Origin of the sequence: Roseinatronobacter alkalisoli, from assembly GCF_028745735.1 — a bacterium.
In the GTDB taxonomy this organism is placed as follows: Bacteria; Pseudomonadota; Alphaproteobacteria; order Rhodobacterales; family Rhodobacteraceae; genus Roseinatronobacter; species Roseinatronobacter alkalisoli.
The window spans coordinates 249,975-264,472 of record NZ_JAQZSM010000003.1 but is presented as its reverse complement, the minus strand read 5'-3'; the positions used below and the strand labels follow the sequence as shown (position 1 = coordinate 264,472).

General features: G+C 61.6%; 13 protein-coding genes and 3 tRNA genes. 5 read left to right on the top strand and 11 right to left on the bottom strand.

Annotated features, from left to right (window positions below):
• Nucleotides 1–10: 10 nt before the first annotated feature.
• A complete protein-coding gene (purN, locus tag PUT78_RS05470) occupies nucleotides 11–625 on the bottom strand; it encodes a phosphoribosylglycinamide formyltransferase (protein ID WP_274351166.1) in 615 nt (204 codons plus the stop codon).
• Entirely contained in the window at nucleotides 622–1,668 is a 1,047-nt protein-coding gene (purM, locus tag PUT78_RS05465) for a phosphoribosylformylglycinamidine cyclo-ligase (RefSeq protein WP_274351245.1), read from the bottom strand. Before purM ends, purN begins: the two co-directional genes overlap by 4 nt.
• Before the next feature lie 128 nt (nucleotides 1,669–1,796).
• On the opposite strand from purM, the gene PUT78_RS05460 reads away from it, so the two are divergent.
• Nucleotides 1,797–1,873, top strand: a tRNA-Ile gene (locus PUT78_RS05460).
• Between the two features lie 319 nt (nucleotides 1,874–2,192).
• Here PUT78_RS05460 and PUT78_RS05455 read toward each other — a convergent pair.
• The 5 genes from PUT78_RS05455 to PUT78_RS05435 all read right to left on the bottom strand — a co-directional run bounded on the left by PUT78_RS05455 (nucleotide 2,193) and on the right by PUT78_RS05435 (nucleotide 7,278).
• Nucleotides 2,193–2,267, bottom strand: a tRNA-Gln gene (locus PUT78_RS05455).
• A gap of 312 nt (nucleotides 2,268–2,579) precedes the next feature.
• Nucleotides 2,580–3,452, bottom strand: coding sequence for a 3-hydroxyisobutyrate dehydrogenase (mmsB, locus tag PUT78_RS05450; RefSeq protein ID WP_274351165.1), 873 nt, complete (start codon nucleotides 3,450–3,452; stop codon nucleotides 2,580–2,582).
• Between the two features lie 2 nt (nucleotides 3,453–3,454).
• Nucleotides 3,455–4,501: an enoyl-CoA hydratase/isomerase family protein gene (locus tag PUT78_RS05445; protein ID WP_274351164.1), complete on the bottom strand. Its 1,047-nt coding sequence runs from the start codon at nucleotides 4,499–4,501 to the stop codon at nucleotides 3,455–3,457.
• A complete protein-coding gene (locus PUT78_RS05440) occupies nucleotides 4,501–5,643 on the bottom strand; it encodes an acyl-CoA dehydrogenase family protein (RefSeq protein WP_274351163.1) in 1,143 nt (380 codons plus the stop codon). Before PUT78_RS05440 ends, PUT78_RS05445 begins: the two co-directional genes overlap by 1 nt.
• A 135-nt stretch (nucleotides 5,644–5,778) precedes the next feature.
• Nucleotides 5,779–7,278, bottom strand: coding sequence for a CoA-acylating methylmalonate-semialdehyde dehydrogenase (locus tag PUT78_RS05435; protein WP_274351162.1), 1,500 nt, complete (start codon nucleotides 7,276–7,278; stop codon nucleotides 5,779–5,781).
• Between the two features lie 118 nt (nucleotides 7,279–7,396).
• Between PUT78_RS05435 and PUT78_RS05430 the strand changes: the two genes are divergently transcribed.
• Entirely contained in the window at nucleotides 7,397–8,308 is a 912-nt protein-coding gene (locus PUT78_RS05430) for a LysR family transcriptional regulator (RefSeq protein ID WP_274351244.1), read from the top strand.
• A gap of 15 nt (nucleotides 8,309–8,323) precedes the next feature.
• On the opposite strand, the gene PUT78_RS05425 is transcribed toward PUT78_RS05430, so the two are convergent.
• Nucleotides 8,324–8,650: a PilZ domain-containing protein gene (locus tag PUT78_RS05425; RefSeq protein WP_274351161.1), complete on the bottom strand. Its 327-nt coding sequence runs from the start codon at nucleotides 8,648–8,650 to the stop codon at nucleotides 8,324–8,326.
• Between the two features lie 171 nt (nucleotides 8,651–8,821).
• On the opposite strand from PUT78_RS05425, the gene PUT78_RS05420 reads away from it, so the two are divergent.
• On the top strand, nucleotides 8,822–10,129 hold the full coding sequence (locus tag PUT78_RS05420; RefSeq protein ID WP_274351160.1) for a surface lipoprotein assembly modifier: 1,308 nt from the start codon (nucleotides 8,822–8,824) through the stop codon (nucleotides 10,127–10,129).
• A 289-nt stretch (nucleotides 10,130–10,418) separates the two neighbouring features.
• Nucleotides 10,419–10,508, top strand: a tRNA-Ser gene (locus PUT78_RS05415).
• Nucleotides 10,509–11,010: 502 nt separating this feature from the next.
• Here the strand turns inward: PUT78_RS05415 and rsmA are convergent.
• From rsmA to mnmA, 3 genes are all read right to left on the bottom strand, one after another.
• On the bottom strand, nucleotides 11,011–11,859 hold the full coding sequence (gene rsmA, locus PUT78_RS05410; RefSeq protein ID WP_274351159.1) for a 16S rRNA (adenine(1518)-N(6)/adenine(1519)-N(6))-dimethyltransferase RsmA: 849 nt from the start codon (nucleotides 11,857–11,859) through the stop codon (nucleotides 11,011–11,013).
• Nucleotides 11,856–12,821 carry a 4-hydroxythreonine-4-phosphate dehydrogenase PdxA gene (pdxA, locus tag PUT78_RS05405; protein WP_274351158.1) on the bottom strand — a complete coding sequence of 322 codons (966 nt, stop codon included), beginning with the start codon at nucleotides 12,819–12,821 and terminating at the stop codon, nucleotides 11,856–11,858. The genes rsmA and pdxA overlap by 4 nt, the downstream gene beginning before the upstream one ends.
• A gap of 96 nt (nucleotides 12,822–12,917) precedes the next feature.
• Nucleotides 12,918–14,057, bottom strand: a complete 1,140-nt coding sequence (gene mnmA, locus PUT78_RS05400) for a tRNA 2-thiouridine(34) synthase MnmA (protein WP_274351156.1) — start codon at nucleotides 14,055–14,057, stop codon at nucleotides 12,918–12,920.
• Between the two features lie 140 nt (nucleotides 14,058–14,197).
• Here mnmA and sciP point away from each other — a divergent pair, with 140 nt between their 5' ends.
• A complete protein-coding gene (sciP, locus tag PUT78_RS05395; RefSeq protein ID WP_274351154.1) occupies nucleotides 14,198–14,476 on the top strand; it encodes a CtrA inhibitor SciP in 279 nt (92 codons plus the stop codon).
• Nucleotides 14,477–14,498 lie beyond the last annotated feature (22 nt).

The window sequence follows — 14,498 nt, the reverse complement described above, 5'->3', positions numbered from 1 at the left end:
TGCAGAGATTTCAAGCTGATCCGACCATGCCATCGGTCAGTGTCAGCAGGCCGCGTTCGCCCATGGCTACGCGGCGCAGAACGGCGGGATACAGGCGATGCTCCATTGGCAACACCCGTGCGGCCAGCGACTCTGCGGTGTCGCCTTGCAGCACCGGCACACGCGCCTGACCCAGAATCGGCCCGTCATCCAGTGCGGGGGTCACTTCATGAACCGTGCAGCCTGCGACCGTGTCGCCTGCGGCAATTGCACGGGCATGGGTGTTCAGGCCCCGGTATTTCGGCAGAAGCGACGGGTGAATATTCAGCATCCGCCCTTCGAACCGGGCCACAAATTCCGGTGTCAGGACGCGCATGAACCCTGCCAGCGCAATCAGGTCAGGATGCGCATCCATCAGCGGGCGCAGCAGCGCATCCTCGAATGCGGCGCGGTCGCCGCCAAAGGGGCGATGATCGACCGCCGCTGTGGCAATGCCCATGTCTTCGGCCTTGCGCAGCCCGCCAGCTGCGGGGTCATTTGCCAGTACCAGACAGGGCCGGGCAGGGTGGTCGCCCTGCATCGACTGTGCCAGCGCCACCATATTGGACCCCGACCCCGAAATCAGGATCGCAACGCGCAGGCTCATGCAAGCTGTCCAGTGTAACGCATACCCGCGCCTTCGGTCACGGTGCCGATGCGGTGGACATTTTCGCCAGTGTCGCGCAACAGATCCGACAATGCATCTGCACGGTCTGCGGCCACAACCAGCACCATACCGATACCCGCGTTGAAGGTTTTCAGCATTTCCGCCTGTTCCAGCCCGCCCGATTTTGCCAGCCAGCTGAAGACCGGCGGCAGCGACCATGCGCCAAGGTCAATATCTGCACCCAGCCCTTCGGGCAGCACGCGCGGCAGGTTTTCTGTCAGCCCGCCGCCAGTGATATGGGCCAGCGCATGCACGCCACCTGCGCGGATCGCAGCGAGCGCGGGTTTCACATAGAGGCGCGTGGGGGCCAGCAATTGCGCGCCCAAGCTGCCTGTGCCGAAGGGTGCAGGGCTGTCCCAGTTCAGTCCGGCATGTTCCACCACCTTGCGCACAAGGCTGTAGCCGTTGGAATGCACCCCGTCAGATGCCAGCCCCAGCAGCACATCGCCCGCGCCAACCCCCGCAGGCAACGCGGCGCCGCGTTCCATGGCCCCTACGGAAAAACCGGCTAGGTCGAAATCCTTGGCGTCATACATGCCAGGCATTTCTGCCGTTTCGCCACCGATCAAGGCACAGCCAGATGCCTGACAGCCCGCCGCAATGCCGTTGATGATGCGTGTGGCATCGGCCACATCCAGTTTTCCGGTGGCGAAATAATCCAGAAAGAACAGCGGTTCAGCCCCCTGACACACCAGATCATTGACGCACATCGCCACCAGATCGATTCCGATTGTGTCCAGATGGCCTGTATCAATGGCGATGCGCAGCTTGGTGCCGACCCCATCGGTTGCCGCCACAAGAACAGGGTCACTATATCCCGCTGCCTTCAGGTCAAACAGCGCGCCGAATCCGCCAAGTCCGGACATGACTCCCGCGCGCGCGGTGGCTTTGGCGGCGGGTTTGATGGCCTCGACCAATGCATTGCCCGCGTCGATATCGACACCAGCCTGGGCGTAACTCAGCCCGTTCTTTCCTTCTGACATGATCGCAGCCCTTTGCAGCAGGAGTGTTTGTTGCGCGCGATACCCGATTGCACGGCGCAGGGCAACCGATCCGATATGCAACAGGTGCTTGACCAGCGCGCGCATTCTGCGTAGCAACGCGCCCAGGCGGGCCTGTAGCTCAATTGGTTAGAGCAGAGCGCTCATAACGCTTTGGTTGGGGGTTCGAGTCCCTCCGGGCCTACCATTTCCCCGTTCCGCCCATTAAATACAAATAGTTGCGGGGCGTATTGTCATACATCTTCCGCAGGTCTGACAGTTTTTGCGTAGTTTTCGTGCGCCGCCTGACTGGCTCAACCGGGCGGTCACAACCCCCACAGAGTTCCGGGAACATTTCAAGGCGGCACGCGGGATGCGAACACGCAACGCGGTTGTCATCTTGGCGTCACCAAACACCGACACCCATACCCCGGAGAACCTGCCACCCCGCGAATTTTATCCTGCCGGTTTCAAGCTGCGAATCGGATCGCAGGAACCAGTTCGGACTCAGTAACTTGCGAGAAAGCTGGCTGGGGTGGTAGGATTCGAACCTACGATACACGGTACCAAAAACCGATGCCTTACCACTTGGCTACACCCCAACTGTGAAGCGCTGTTTAGCCAAGCCGGGGCGGGGCTGCAAGACCCTTCTGATGAAAAAATACAAGAAATGGCGGCATGGTCTTGTGCCGCCGGATCTGGGCTGAAACCGGCTATTTTCGCGGGGCGAGTCTGCATCAGCCCCATGGCCAAAGCCTCGATTCCGGCCAGACAAAGCCAGCGCAGGTTTGCGCCGGAATGCAGGACAGGCGCTGGCCCGGTCTACTTTGCGCAATACGCGCTCAATGCCGCCGGTTTTTATACCGGCAAGCTGTGATGTCACATCCCGGCAGGGGATTGCATAATCCGGTTGGTTATACCCGCCCGCGCGTCGCAAAATGCGGCAGCAGGGCGGAAAAATCGCGGCCCTTGCCGCCCTCATCCTCGACAAAACTGGCATAGAGTTCCGTGGCGCGCGCACCGATGGGCGTATGCGCATCGACGCTTTCTGCGGCCTGCTGCGACAGGCGCAGATCCTTCAGCATCAGTTCGGCGGCGAAACCGGGCTTGTAGTCATTGTCGGCCGGGCTTTGAGGGCCGATGCCGGGGGCGGGGCAATAGACGTTCATCGACCAGCTATAGCCTGATGATGTGGACACCACATCGAACATGCGCGCGCGGTCCAGTCCCAGCTTGTCGGCCAGCGCGAATGCCTCGCAGGTGACGGCCATTGTTGCGCCCAGGATCATGTTGTTGCAGATCTTGGCGGCCTGACCAGCACCGGATGCGCCGCAATGCACTGCTTTCTGGCCCATGATGGCGAACAAGGGCTGAACAGTGGCGAATGCGTCATCTGACCCGCCGACCATGAAGGTCAGCGTGCCCGCCGCCGCCCCGCCGACACCGCCCGACACTGGCGCATCCAGCGCGCCGATGCCTGCATCTGCGGCCTGCTGTGCAACTGCACGCGCACTGTCCACATCCACGGTTGAACAATCGCACAGCACAGCACCTGTGCGCATGGCGGGAATAACATTCGCAGCGACATCGCGCAGAATCGCGCCATTGGGCAGCATGGTGATGACCACATCCGCGCCGGTCGCGGCATCTGCGGCACTTGCGGCGCTGGCCACCCCGTCGGGGCAGGGGGCTGCAAGGTCGAACCCTGCCACGTCATGGCCCGCGCGCGCCAGATTTGCCGCCATCGGTCCGCCCATATTTCCCAATCCGATAAACCCGATTTTCATCCTCACCCCTTCCCGGTTGTTGCAAATGTCAGCTCATCCGGCCCGAGCGAGGCCAGCATCGCGGCCACTTCTGAGTCGGTCACGGCGTCAATCCCGTCATGCCCCCAGCGGGGGGCGCGGTCCTTGTCGATAATGGCTGCGCGGATACCTTCCAGAAAATCCGAATTCTCCATTGACCGCCATGTGAAGCGGTATTCCTGCGCCAATGCGTCGCGGATGGTGGCGCGGGCTGCGGGATTGCGCAGCATCGTCAGGGTACAGGCCATTGAAAGCGGGGAATTCCGCCGCAGGGTTTTTGCTGTCCGGGTTGCGAAATCCGACCCATCCTGTTCCAGCGCGCGGACAATACCGGCCACGCTGCCCTGCCCGAATGCCGCGTCAATCAACGGTTGATGCGCCAGCAATTGCGCCGCTGGCGACTCTGCCCCGGGCTGCAATGCATCAGGATTTCCAGTGCTGATCAGCGCGGCCTTGGCGCTGTCCCAGTCAGCTTCAGGCAGGAACATATCCGCAAAACCCGCGCGGATGGCATCTGCCGCGCCCATACGCGCGCCGGTCAGGCCCAGATAGGCCCCCAGTTGCCCCGGTGCGCGCGCCAGAAGATGCGTGCCGCCCACATCCGGAATCAGACCAATGCCGCATTCGGGCATGGCAATCTGGCTGCTTTCACCGACCACCCGGTGGCTGACATGGCAGCCCAGCCCCACGCCGCCGCCCATGACAAAACCCTGCATGAAGCTGACAATCGGTTTGCCATACTCCGCCAGCCGCGCATTCATGCGGTATTCATCATGCCAGAAGCTGCGGCCATAGGCGTAATCCCCGGCGCGGCCCGTGGCGTATATCCTTGCAATATCACCGCCCGCGCAAAACGCCTTCTCGCCGGTCGCGTCCATGATGATCAGCGCCACACTGTCATCTTTGGCCCAGTCGATCAGTGCGGCGTCAATGGTCAGGCACATCTCGTAATTCAGCGCGTTCAGTGCCGATGCGCGGGTCAGCGTGATACGGCCTGCACAGCCGTCGCGGCGAATATGAACATCCGTCATCAGCGCGCCCCCAGCATCTGGCGTGCAACGATCAGGCGCATGATTTCATTTGTCCCTTCAAGGATCTGGTGAACCCGCAGATCGCGCACCAGCTTTTCAATCCCGTAATCGGCCAGGTAGCCATAACCGCCATGCAGTTGCAGGCATTGGTCCACGACGCGGCTGCCCGCCTCGGTCACGAATTTCTTGGCCATGGCGCAGAATTTCGTCGCATCCGGCGCGCCCTGATCCAGCTTCCACGCAGCCTGGCGCAGGAATACGCGCGCGGCCTGCATCTCAATCTCCATATCCGCCAACCGGAATTGCAGCGCCTGAAACTGGTCGATGCTTTGGCCGAAAGCGCGGCGTTCGGCCATATAGGCCAATGTCGCATTCAGCGCCGCCTGTGCGCCCCCAAGGGAACAGGCCGCAATATTCAGCCGCCCCCCGTCCAGCCCGGCCATGGCATAGCGGAACCCATGGCCTTCGTCACCCAGCAGCGCATCTGCGCCCACATGGCAATCATCAAACTGCACCTGACGGGTGGGTTGAGACCGCCAGCCCATCTTGTCTTCCAGCCCGCCGAAACTCAGTCCCTGCGCGCCATCCATCACCACCAGTGCGGATATGCCGCGCGGCCCGTCCGCACCAGTGCGCGCCATGACGATATACCCATCGGAATAGCCCGCGCCCGAAATGAACGCCTTGGTCCCGTTCAGCACATAGCCTTCATTGTCGCGTTCTGCGCGTGTTTTCAGCGCGGCCGCATCCGAGCCGGACCCCGGTTCGGTCAGGCAATAGGACATGAAACAGTCCAGCCCGACCACACGCGGCAGCAATTCTGCCCGCATCTGGTCCGACCCGAACTTGTCAATCATGGCCGCGCACATGTTGTGAATGGACAAAAACGCCGCAACCGACGGGCAGGACATCGACAGCGCCTCGAATATCAGCGTGGCATCCAGCCGTGACAATCCCGCGCCACCCGCATCCTCGCGCACATAAAGCCCGCCAAAGCCCAGTTCCGCAAATTTCGCCCACAGATCCTTCGGAATGCTGCCCTGTGTTTCCCAGTCGCGGGCGAAGGGCGCAATGTGTTCGGCCCCGAACGCACGCGCCATGTCGAAAATCGCGTCTGATTCCCCGGTCAAACTGAAATCCATCACATCCTCCCAATAGGTCCGGTCCCCCGATAGTGCCGGAATCTTTCAGCAATATTTCATCTTGCCTGAAAATACGCTGCAGGGGGTGAATTGGCCGCAGGCCAGAAGGGGGGCGCGAAGCCCCCCAATCGGTGTTCAGTCCATGGCCCTGAAGTTGAACGCCGCCCCTTCCTTGATTCCGCTTGGCCAGCGGGAAGTCACTGTCTTGGTGCGGGTATAGAATTTGAACGCATCCGGACCGTGCTGGTTCAGATCGCCAAAACCCGATTTCTTCCAGCCACCGAACGTGTGATAGGCCAGCGGCACCGGGATCGGCACATTGATGCCCACCATCCCGATGTTGATGCGATGGGCGAAATCGCGCGCCGCGTCCCCGTCGCGGGTGAAGATCGCTGTACCATTGCCATATTCATGATCCATCGCCAGCCCGATGGCTTCTTCATAGCTGGCCGCGCGCACCATCGACAGAACCGGGCCGAAAATTTCCTTGCGGTAGATATCCATGTCAGGGGTTACATGGTCAAACAGATGCGGTCCGACAAAGAAGCCGTCCTCATAACCTTGCAGGCTGAAATTGCGGCCATCGATCACCAGTTCCGCACCCTGTTCCACACCGGTTTCGACCAGCCGCAGGATGTTTTCCTTCGCTGCGGCGGTTACCACAGGGCCGTAATCCACATCATCGCCTGCGGTCCATGGGCCGACTTTCAGCGCCTCGATTTTCGGGATCAGGCGTTCGCGCAGCGCGTCTGCCGTGCCTTCGCCTACGGGCACTGCAACCGAAATCGCCATGCACCGCTCGCCCGCCGCGCCATAGCCTGCGCCCACCAGCGCATCGGCGGCCAGGTCCATATCGGCATCGGGCATGATGATCATGTGGTTTTTCGCACCGCCAAAACACTGCACCCGCTTGCCGGCCGCGCAGCCGCGCGAATAGATGTAATGCGCAATCGGGGTGGACCCCACAAAACCCACCGCCTGAACGGTTTCATTGTCCAGAATCGCGTCCACCGATTCCTTGTCGCCATTGATCACTTGCAGGACGCCATCGGGCAGGCCCGCTTCCTTGAAGATTTCGGCCAGCATCAGCGGCACGGACGGGTCGCGTTCACTGGGTTTCAGGATCATCGCGTTGCCGCAGGCCAGTGCTGGGCCCATTTTCCACAGCGGAATCATGGCAGGAAAGTTGAAGGGCGTAATACCTGCGACCACGCCCAGCGGCTGGCGCATGGAATACATGTCAATGCCTGGGCCTGCGCTGTCGGTGAATTCGCCCTTCAGCATTTGCGGCGCACCGATGCAATATTCAATGACTTCCAGCCCGCGCTGAATGTCGCCTTTGGCATCAGGGAATGTCTTGCCATGTTCCGATGACAGCTTTTCCGCCAGCTTGTCCATGTCGCGGTTGATAAGCTGCACAGCCGCCATCATGACACGCGCGCGGCGCTGGGGGTTGGTGGCGCCCCATTTTACCTGTGCGGCGGCCGCGCGGGCAACGGCATCATCCAGTTCGGCCTTGGACGCCAGCGGCACACGCGCCTGCACTTCGCCTGTGGCGGGGTTGAAGACATCGGCAAACCGCCCCGATGTGCCCGAAACGTGTTGGCCGTCAATCCAATGTGAAAGCTCTCTCATGCGATCCTCCTGTCATATGTCTGGACGCAGCATAGTCTTGCATTTTCGCGCAGGGAACAGGGAATAATCCAAAATGATCTTGCATTTTTGCAATGGTTGGCATTTGCATGCCCGCATGATGGATTGGGATGACATGCGCGTTTTTCTGGCGCTTGCGCGGGGCGAAAGCCTGGGGCGGGCAGGGCAGGCGTTGCGGCTGGACCCTGCGACTGTGGGCCGACGCATCACCCGGCTGGAAGACGGGCTGGGGCGGCGGTTGTTCACACGTTCCCATCAGGGATATGCGCTGACAGATGACGGCGCGCGCCTGCTGCCCCACGCGATAGAGGCCGAAACCGCCCTGATTGCCGCCAGCGATGCGGCGCAGGCCACAGGCGGAACCGGCCTGTCGGGCCAGATCCGGATTGGCGCCCCCGATGGCTGCGCGAATTACCTGTTGCCGCAGGTGGTGGCCGCAATCTGCGCGGAAAACCCCGCGCTGGAGGTGCAGATCATCGCGCTGCCGCGCGTGTTCAACCTCTCGCGGCGCGAAGCGGATATGGCCATTGGTGTATCCGCCCCCGAAGCGGGGCGGTTATCAGTGCAGAAGATCACCGATTACCACCTGCATCTGGCCGCGTCGCGCCGGTATCTGGCAGCCCATCCCCCGATCCGTGACCTGCAGGATCTGCGCGCGCATCGGGTGATCGGCTATATTCCCGACATGATTTTTGACCGCGAACTGGATTATCTGGCGCAACTGGGGCTGGAACAGGTGGCGCTGTCGTCGAATTCGGTTGCGGTGCAGTTCAATTGGGTGCGCAGCGGGGCGGGGGTTGCGGTGGTGCATGATTTTGCCATTCCCGCCGGTGCCGATATCCAGCGGGTTCTGCCTGATGTGTTCAGCCTGACGCGCAGTTTCTTCCTGATCCGGCATCTGGATGACCGGCGTGTGGCGCGGCTGAACCGCTTTTCCGAAGCGCTGGTGCGCGGGTTGCGACAGGAAGTGGTGCGGCTGCAAGCACAGGTGGAGAACGCGGAAAACCCATAGCCGCGCACCTGACCGCTACAATTCGGTGAAGCCATGAACCCGTGCCCCCGCGCGCTGGTTCTTTTCCGGCATCAGGCGCAACAGGAAGCGCGATCTGTCTGTGGCCGATCCACCCTTGGCGAATTGCAACCCGATATGGTTGTCCCTGACCCAGCGCACTTCGGCCTGAATGACTGCCCCTTTCGCGTGCAGTTGCAGCACTTCGCCGGGGCGGGCATCCAGGCTGGACTTCAGTTTCATCCCCCTTTCGGACAGATCGACCAGATGCGACTGAAACCGCATGCCATTGCGGATTATTCCGACCGCTGCGGTCTGATGTTGTCTTGGGGGGCGGTAGCGCATGGGCGGACCTGTCGGGAATAGGGCATTACCGATTATGCGGCCAATTCCCTGATGAACAGTTAAGCGCAGCCCGCAATTCTGCGGCACAGTTGACTTGGACGGAAAATACCTTAAGATTCAGGGCAATGAAAAAAATGCGGCGAAAATGCCGTTGCAGGATCGGGCAGCAGGATGACATGGGCATGCAAGGCGTTGGCGCTTGTGGTCGTTATATGCTTTGCAGGTGGTGCCCTGCAGGCGGAACCACGCAATGGCGCGCTGGAACAGGCAGGGCGCTTTATGCTTGCCGAAGATTTTCCCGCCGCGCGCGCTGTCGCTGAAACGGCCATTCCCCAAACCCCGGAAGATAGCGTCGAGCAGGCCTGGATCATCGGCCTGTCGCACATGCGTGAAAACGCCCCGCGTGCGGCCTTGCCGCATCTGGAACGGACAGTGACACTGGCCCCGCAGGTGCCGCGATTCCGGCTGGAACTGGCGCGCGCATTATATCTGACTGAACAGGACGCGCGCGCGCGGTTTCATTTCGAAAATGCGCTGTCGGGGCAATTATCGCTGGGCGAAATTTCGGCGGTGCAGGAATATCTGACCGCGATGGACCGGCGCAGGACATGGCAGGGTCATGCCAGTTTCGCCATTGTGCCCCAGACCAACCCCACGCGCGCGTCCGGTGAAAGCCATGTCATGGTCGGCGGGGCCATCCCCTTGCCGCTGGCGCAGGCGCGGCGCGGGGTTGGCATGGATCTGGGCCTTGGCGGAACATGGCTGCCACGTCTGGGGCATGATCTGCGCGGGCGCGTGCATGTCATGGCCAATGGGCAGGTTTTTGAGGACAGTCGCCTGAATTCCTGGCGGTTGCGCAATGAATTCGGCCTGCTGACATTGGGCGATCATGGACAGCAGATCGGCGCGGGCGTCACCCTGCAAGCCGCCTTCGGGGATGGTGGCCGGTTGATGGAAGGGCTGGGCGTATATGCCAGTTTCCAGCGCCGTTTCGGGCCACGCACACATCTGAGTGTCAGGGCAAATGCCGACAGGCTGCGCTATCCGGGCGTTGCGAACAAGGCGATGGATGGCTGGCGCACGGCGCTGTCGGTCAAGGCCATGCATATTCTGACACCCCAGATCCGGCTGGATGGTGGTGTGTCGCTGGCCAAACACAACGCGCGCGCGGATTTCAACACGCGCAGCGACATTGGTGTCAGTTTCGGTGGGCAATATGCGCATGCAGGCGGCATGACCACAGGGCTGAGCGCCGCTGCATCACAGACGCAATATGCCGCATCAAATCCGCTTTTGCCGCAATTCGCCCCCGCGAGGGATACGAATGTCAGCCTGACCGCATCGCTGATGCACCGCGAACTGACGATGCAGGGTTTCGCGCCGGTGCTGCATCTGGGGGTGGAGCGTCAGGACAGCAATATCCCGTCGCGGTCCTTCAGCAATATCCGCGCCTCCATCGGGGCCACGCGGAATTTCTGAACGCGCAGCGCGGAGGGCGGGGATGACCGGCCAGAAACGTCGCAGGCCAATCAGCGGGCATGTCCCGGCCCGCCGCCGGTCTGGTCCTGTCGCCTGACGGGTGCGACCAATGCTGCGGAAATCACGCCTTGCCCGGACCTTGCAGGCCACAGATACGGCGTGAACAGACTCGCCGCATAGTGGGGCCAACCCCGGATGCAGGACCACTTTCCCGCGCACTGGCAAACTCTTGTGTTTTTCCGGCACTTTCCCCTTGCAGCCCATCCCGCAGATCATTAGACGGATCAGCGGAGACGTGGCCGAGTGGTCGAAGGCGCTCCCCTGCTAAGGGAGTAGGCCCGGAAGGGTCTCGTGGGTTCGAATCCCATCGTCTCCGCCACTTTCCCTCGCGAAAGCGTTCTCTTGATCCGGCTGCGGCCGGATTTTCCGTTGCTTTCGAGAGTTATGCGGGCGGGGCTGAGCACTGGCCGCCCCGTGATAAGCGGTCGAGTTCAGGACGAAATTAAAACTACAAGCCGTCACGCGCACGAAGCGTTGCGCGCCTGCCTGCATCATCTGAACGTATATACCCGATTTCGGCTATGTCATCGGGGCTATGACAGTCCGGGTAGGTTGAGCGCGCTGAGGGTGAGCACGGCAAGACCTTGTTCCTGCGAACAGATTCCGAGCGTCTGGCAGGGGTTCTGGTGGATGTGAAGGGCCTGCTCTCGGTCCGACCGGGCAGGTGTTCTCAAAGTTGAAGGCCAGCCTGCGACGGATCGGTACATGAAACTTCATCGATCAGATCGAAGCGCCCGGCGAAATCTGCGGCATTCACCCCGGAACGGTGTAGGAGCTACGTTCGCAGGGCCGGGTATGTATCTGGTGAAAGCCGAAATGCGTCAGCGGGTTTGGACTTCCGCTGCCAGCGCACGGGCAAGGGCGCAAAATCTTTCCAGGCTGATTTCTTCGGCGCGTGCGGTGGGGGCAATGCCCGCCTGTTCCAGCAATTCCTCGATCCTTGGGTGCAGGCCGCGCAACGCCGCGCGCAGCATTTTGCGCCGTTGGTTGAATGCCGCGGCCACCACGCGTTCCAGAACCCGTGCATCGGCGGGAAACCGTGGCTCCGTCAGGCGCGTGATATGTACCACCGCTGAACTGACCTTCGGCGGCGGGGTAAACGCTTCGGGTGGCAGGTGCAGCACCACCCGCGCATCTGCGCGCCATTGCACCATCAGCGCCAGACGGCCATAGGCTTTGGAACCGGGGCGGGCCACAATGCGTTCAGCCACTTCGCGCTGGAACATCAGCGTCAGACTGTCCCAGAAAGGGGGCCATTGCGCGGGTGTCATCCAGCGGATCAGAAGTTCGGTGCCGACATTATAGGGCAGGTTGGCAACCACTTTGACAGGGGGCGTCAGATGGGCCAGCGGGTCCACGTCCAGCGCGTCCCCTTCTATAAGCTGCAACCTGCCGGGATAGGCGTCGGCGATTTCCGCCAGCGCGGCCATGCAGCGATGGTCCTTTTCGATGGCCAGAACCTTGCGCGCCCCTTCGGCCAGCAATCCGCGTGTCAGCCCGCCGGGGCCGGGGCCAACCTCCAGAATATCAGAGCCCTGCAAATCGCCCGCTGCGCGCGCAATCCGCGCAGTCAGGTTCAGGTCCAGCAGGAAATTCTGGCCGAAACTTTTCTTGGCGCGCAGATCATGGGTGCGGATCACGTCGCGCAGGGGGGGCAGGGCGTCGATCATGCGGCGCGCCTTTCTGCCATGGTGCGCGCCATGCGCAAGGCCGCGATCAGCGATGTCGGGTCGGCCTTGTTCTGACCCGTGATATCATAGGCGGTGCCATGGTCGGGCGATGTCCGGATAAAGGGCAGGCCCAGCGTCACATTCACGCCGCCTGCGAAATCGATTGTCTTGATGGGGATCAGCGCCTGATCATGATACATCGCGATCGCTGCGTCATAGCGCGCGCGGGCACCGGCATGAAACATGGTATCAGCAGACAGGGGGCCGGAAATCACCATGCCTTCCGCGCGCAGACGGTCCAGAACGGGGGAAATGACGGTTATTTCTTCCTGTCCCATCACGCCGTTTTCGCCTGCATGGGGATTCAGCCCGGCAACGGCCAGACGCGGGGTGACCAGCCCGAAATCCCGCTGCAATGCTGCATGGGTTATGCGCAGGCTGCGCTCCAGCAGGTCTTGTGTCAGGCTGGCCGGAACATCCGACAGCGGAATATGGATCGTGACAGGAACCACACGCAGCGCGTCGCAGGCCAGCATCATCACCACATCCGCGCCGCCCGCCAGATGGGCCAGAAATTCGGTATGCCCCGGAAAGGCAAACCCGGCACCGGTTTTCAGCGCGGCCTTGTTGATCGGGCAGGTCACAAGGCCAGAGGCCGTGCCCCCCTGCACCAGGGCCACGCCTTGCCGGATGGCCGCAATCACGCCCGCACCGTTGGCGGGGTCCGGCTGACCGGGCCGCGCGGGGGCCGCGAAAGCGATATCCATGACGGCAAAATCCGTCCCCGACGCGGCAGCAGGGGTTTCAACCAGCGTGAATTCCGTGCCTGCGGGTAAATGCCGGGGATCGCCCAGCCAGACAAACGGGCATTCCCCGCCCAGTGCCTGCCACGCCTTCAGCGCAATTTCAGGACCAATCCCCGAAGGGTCGCCACAACTCATGACCAATGGTGCCAGTTCCATGCGCGCGCCCGTCCTTTGTCCGTGTCTTTCCCCCAATATGCCAAGGGGGGAGTGGGCCGCAAGGCCAAGGCGGCCCGCCACGCATTCACGCGCCGTTCAGCGCCCTTTCCATATCCAGCCGCCGCCCAGCACGCGGCTGCCTTCGGGGGCATAGAACACACAGGCCTGACCGGGGCTGACCCCTTCTTCCGGGGTCAGCAGGTCCACTTCTGCCTCTGTCTCGGACAGGGGGCGTATGATGGCCGGGGCAGGTGGGCGGGTGGAGCGCAGCTTGACCGACATTTCCCATTCCGGCTGTGACGTGAACGGCGCATCCCCCAGCCAGTTGATTTCGCGCACCGGAACAGTGCGGGTGGCCAGCGCGGTTTTCGGGCCGACAATCACGTGCCGGGCATCCGGGTCCAGTTTCACCACATAAAGCGGTTCCGCCAGCCCGCCGATTCCAAGGCCCCGCCGTTGACCGATCGTATAATGAATCACGCCGTCATGCTGGCCCAGAACCTGGCCCTGCATGTCCAAAATCTCGCCCGGGTCTGCTGCGCCGGGGCGCAGCTTTTCGATGACGGCGGCGTAATTGCCATCGGGCACGAAGCAGATATCCTGACTGTCGGGCTTGTCAGCCACGGGCAGGCCATGCCTGGCGGCCAGCGCGCGGGTTTCGGCCTTGGTACGCAGATGCCCCAATGGAAAACGCAGATAATCCAGCTGCTCAGGCGTTGTTGAAAACAGAAAATAGCTCTGGTCGCGCACGGGGTCTGCGGCGCGGTGTAACTCCGCGCCGGACTCACCGGCGAGGCGCTGAATATAGTGACCGGTTGCCATGCAATCGGCCCCCAGATCGCGGGCGGTTTCCAGCAGGTCGCGGAACTTCACCCGCTCATTGCAGCGGATGCATGGAACCGGGGTCGCGCCCGCCAGATAGGCATCTGCGAATTCATCAATCACCGAATCGCGAAATCTGGATTCGTAATCCAGCACGTAATGCGGAAAACCCATTGTTTCCGCCACGCGGCGGGCATCATGAATATCGCGGCCCGCGCAGCAGGCCCCCTTTTTGGCCAGTGCCGCGCCGTGGTCATAAAGCTGCAATGTCACGCCCACCACATCATAGCCTTCGGCGGCGAGCTCGGCGGCGACCACCGAACTGTCAACCCCGCCGGACATGGCCACGACCACCCGCGTTTGGGCGGGTGGCTTGGAAAAGCCCAGCGAATTCAGGGGCGGGTCAAAGGGCATTGGTGAACTCCGGAAGATTGCCGGAAAAATATAAGAAAATGTTAGCTATTCTCAAGGGGCAAACGACGATTTCATATACCCGGAATTAATACTGACCCGCGATTCTCCCTGCCAGACCGGAGTTTCGAAAAGGGGTAGACATGTATATCAAGAAGGTCGAGGGGCCGCGCGCGGTCACATTACCTGACGGCCGGGTACTGACATTGGCCGACCTGCCCCCAGCAAATACGCGGCGCTGGGTTGCCAGCAGAAAGGCGCTTGTCGTTCTGGCAGTGCTGCACGGGTTGACGAACCGCAAGACCGTGATGGAACGCTATGACCTCAGCGAAGAAGAATTCGCGCTATGGGAAAATGCTGTCTCCACCTATGGTGTGGAGGCGTTGAAAGTCACAAGCCTGCAAAAGTATCGGCAACCATAGGTTGTTGTTGTTCGTTTTTCAG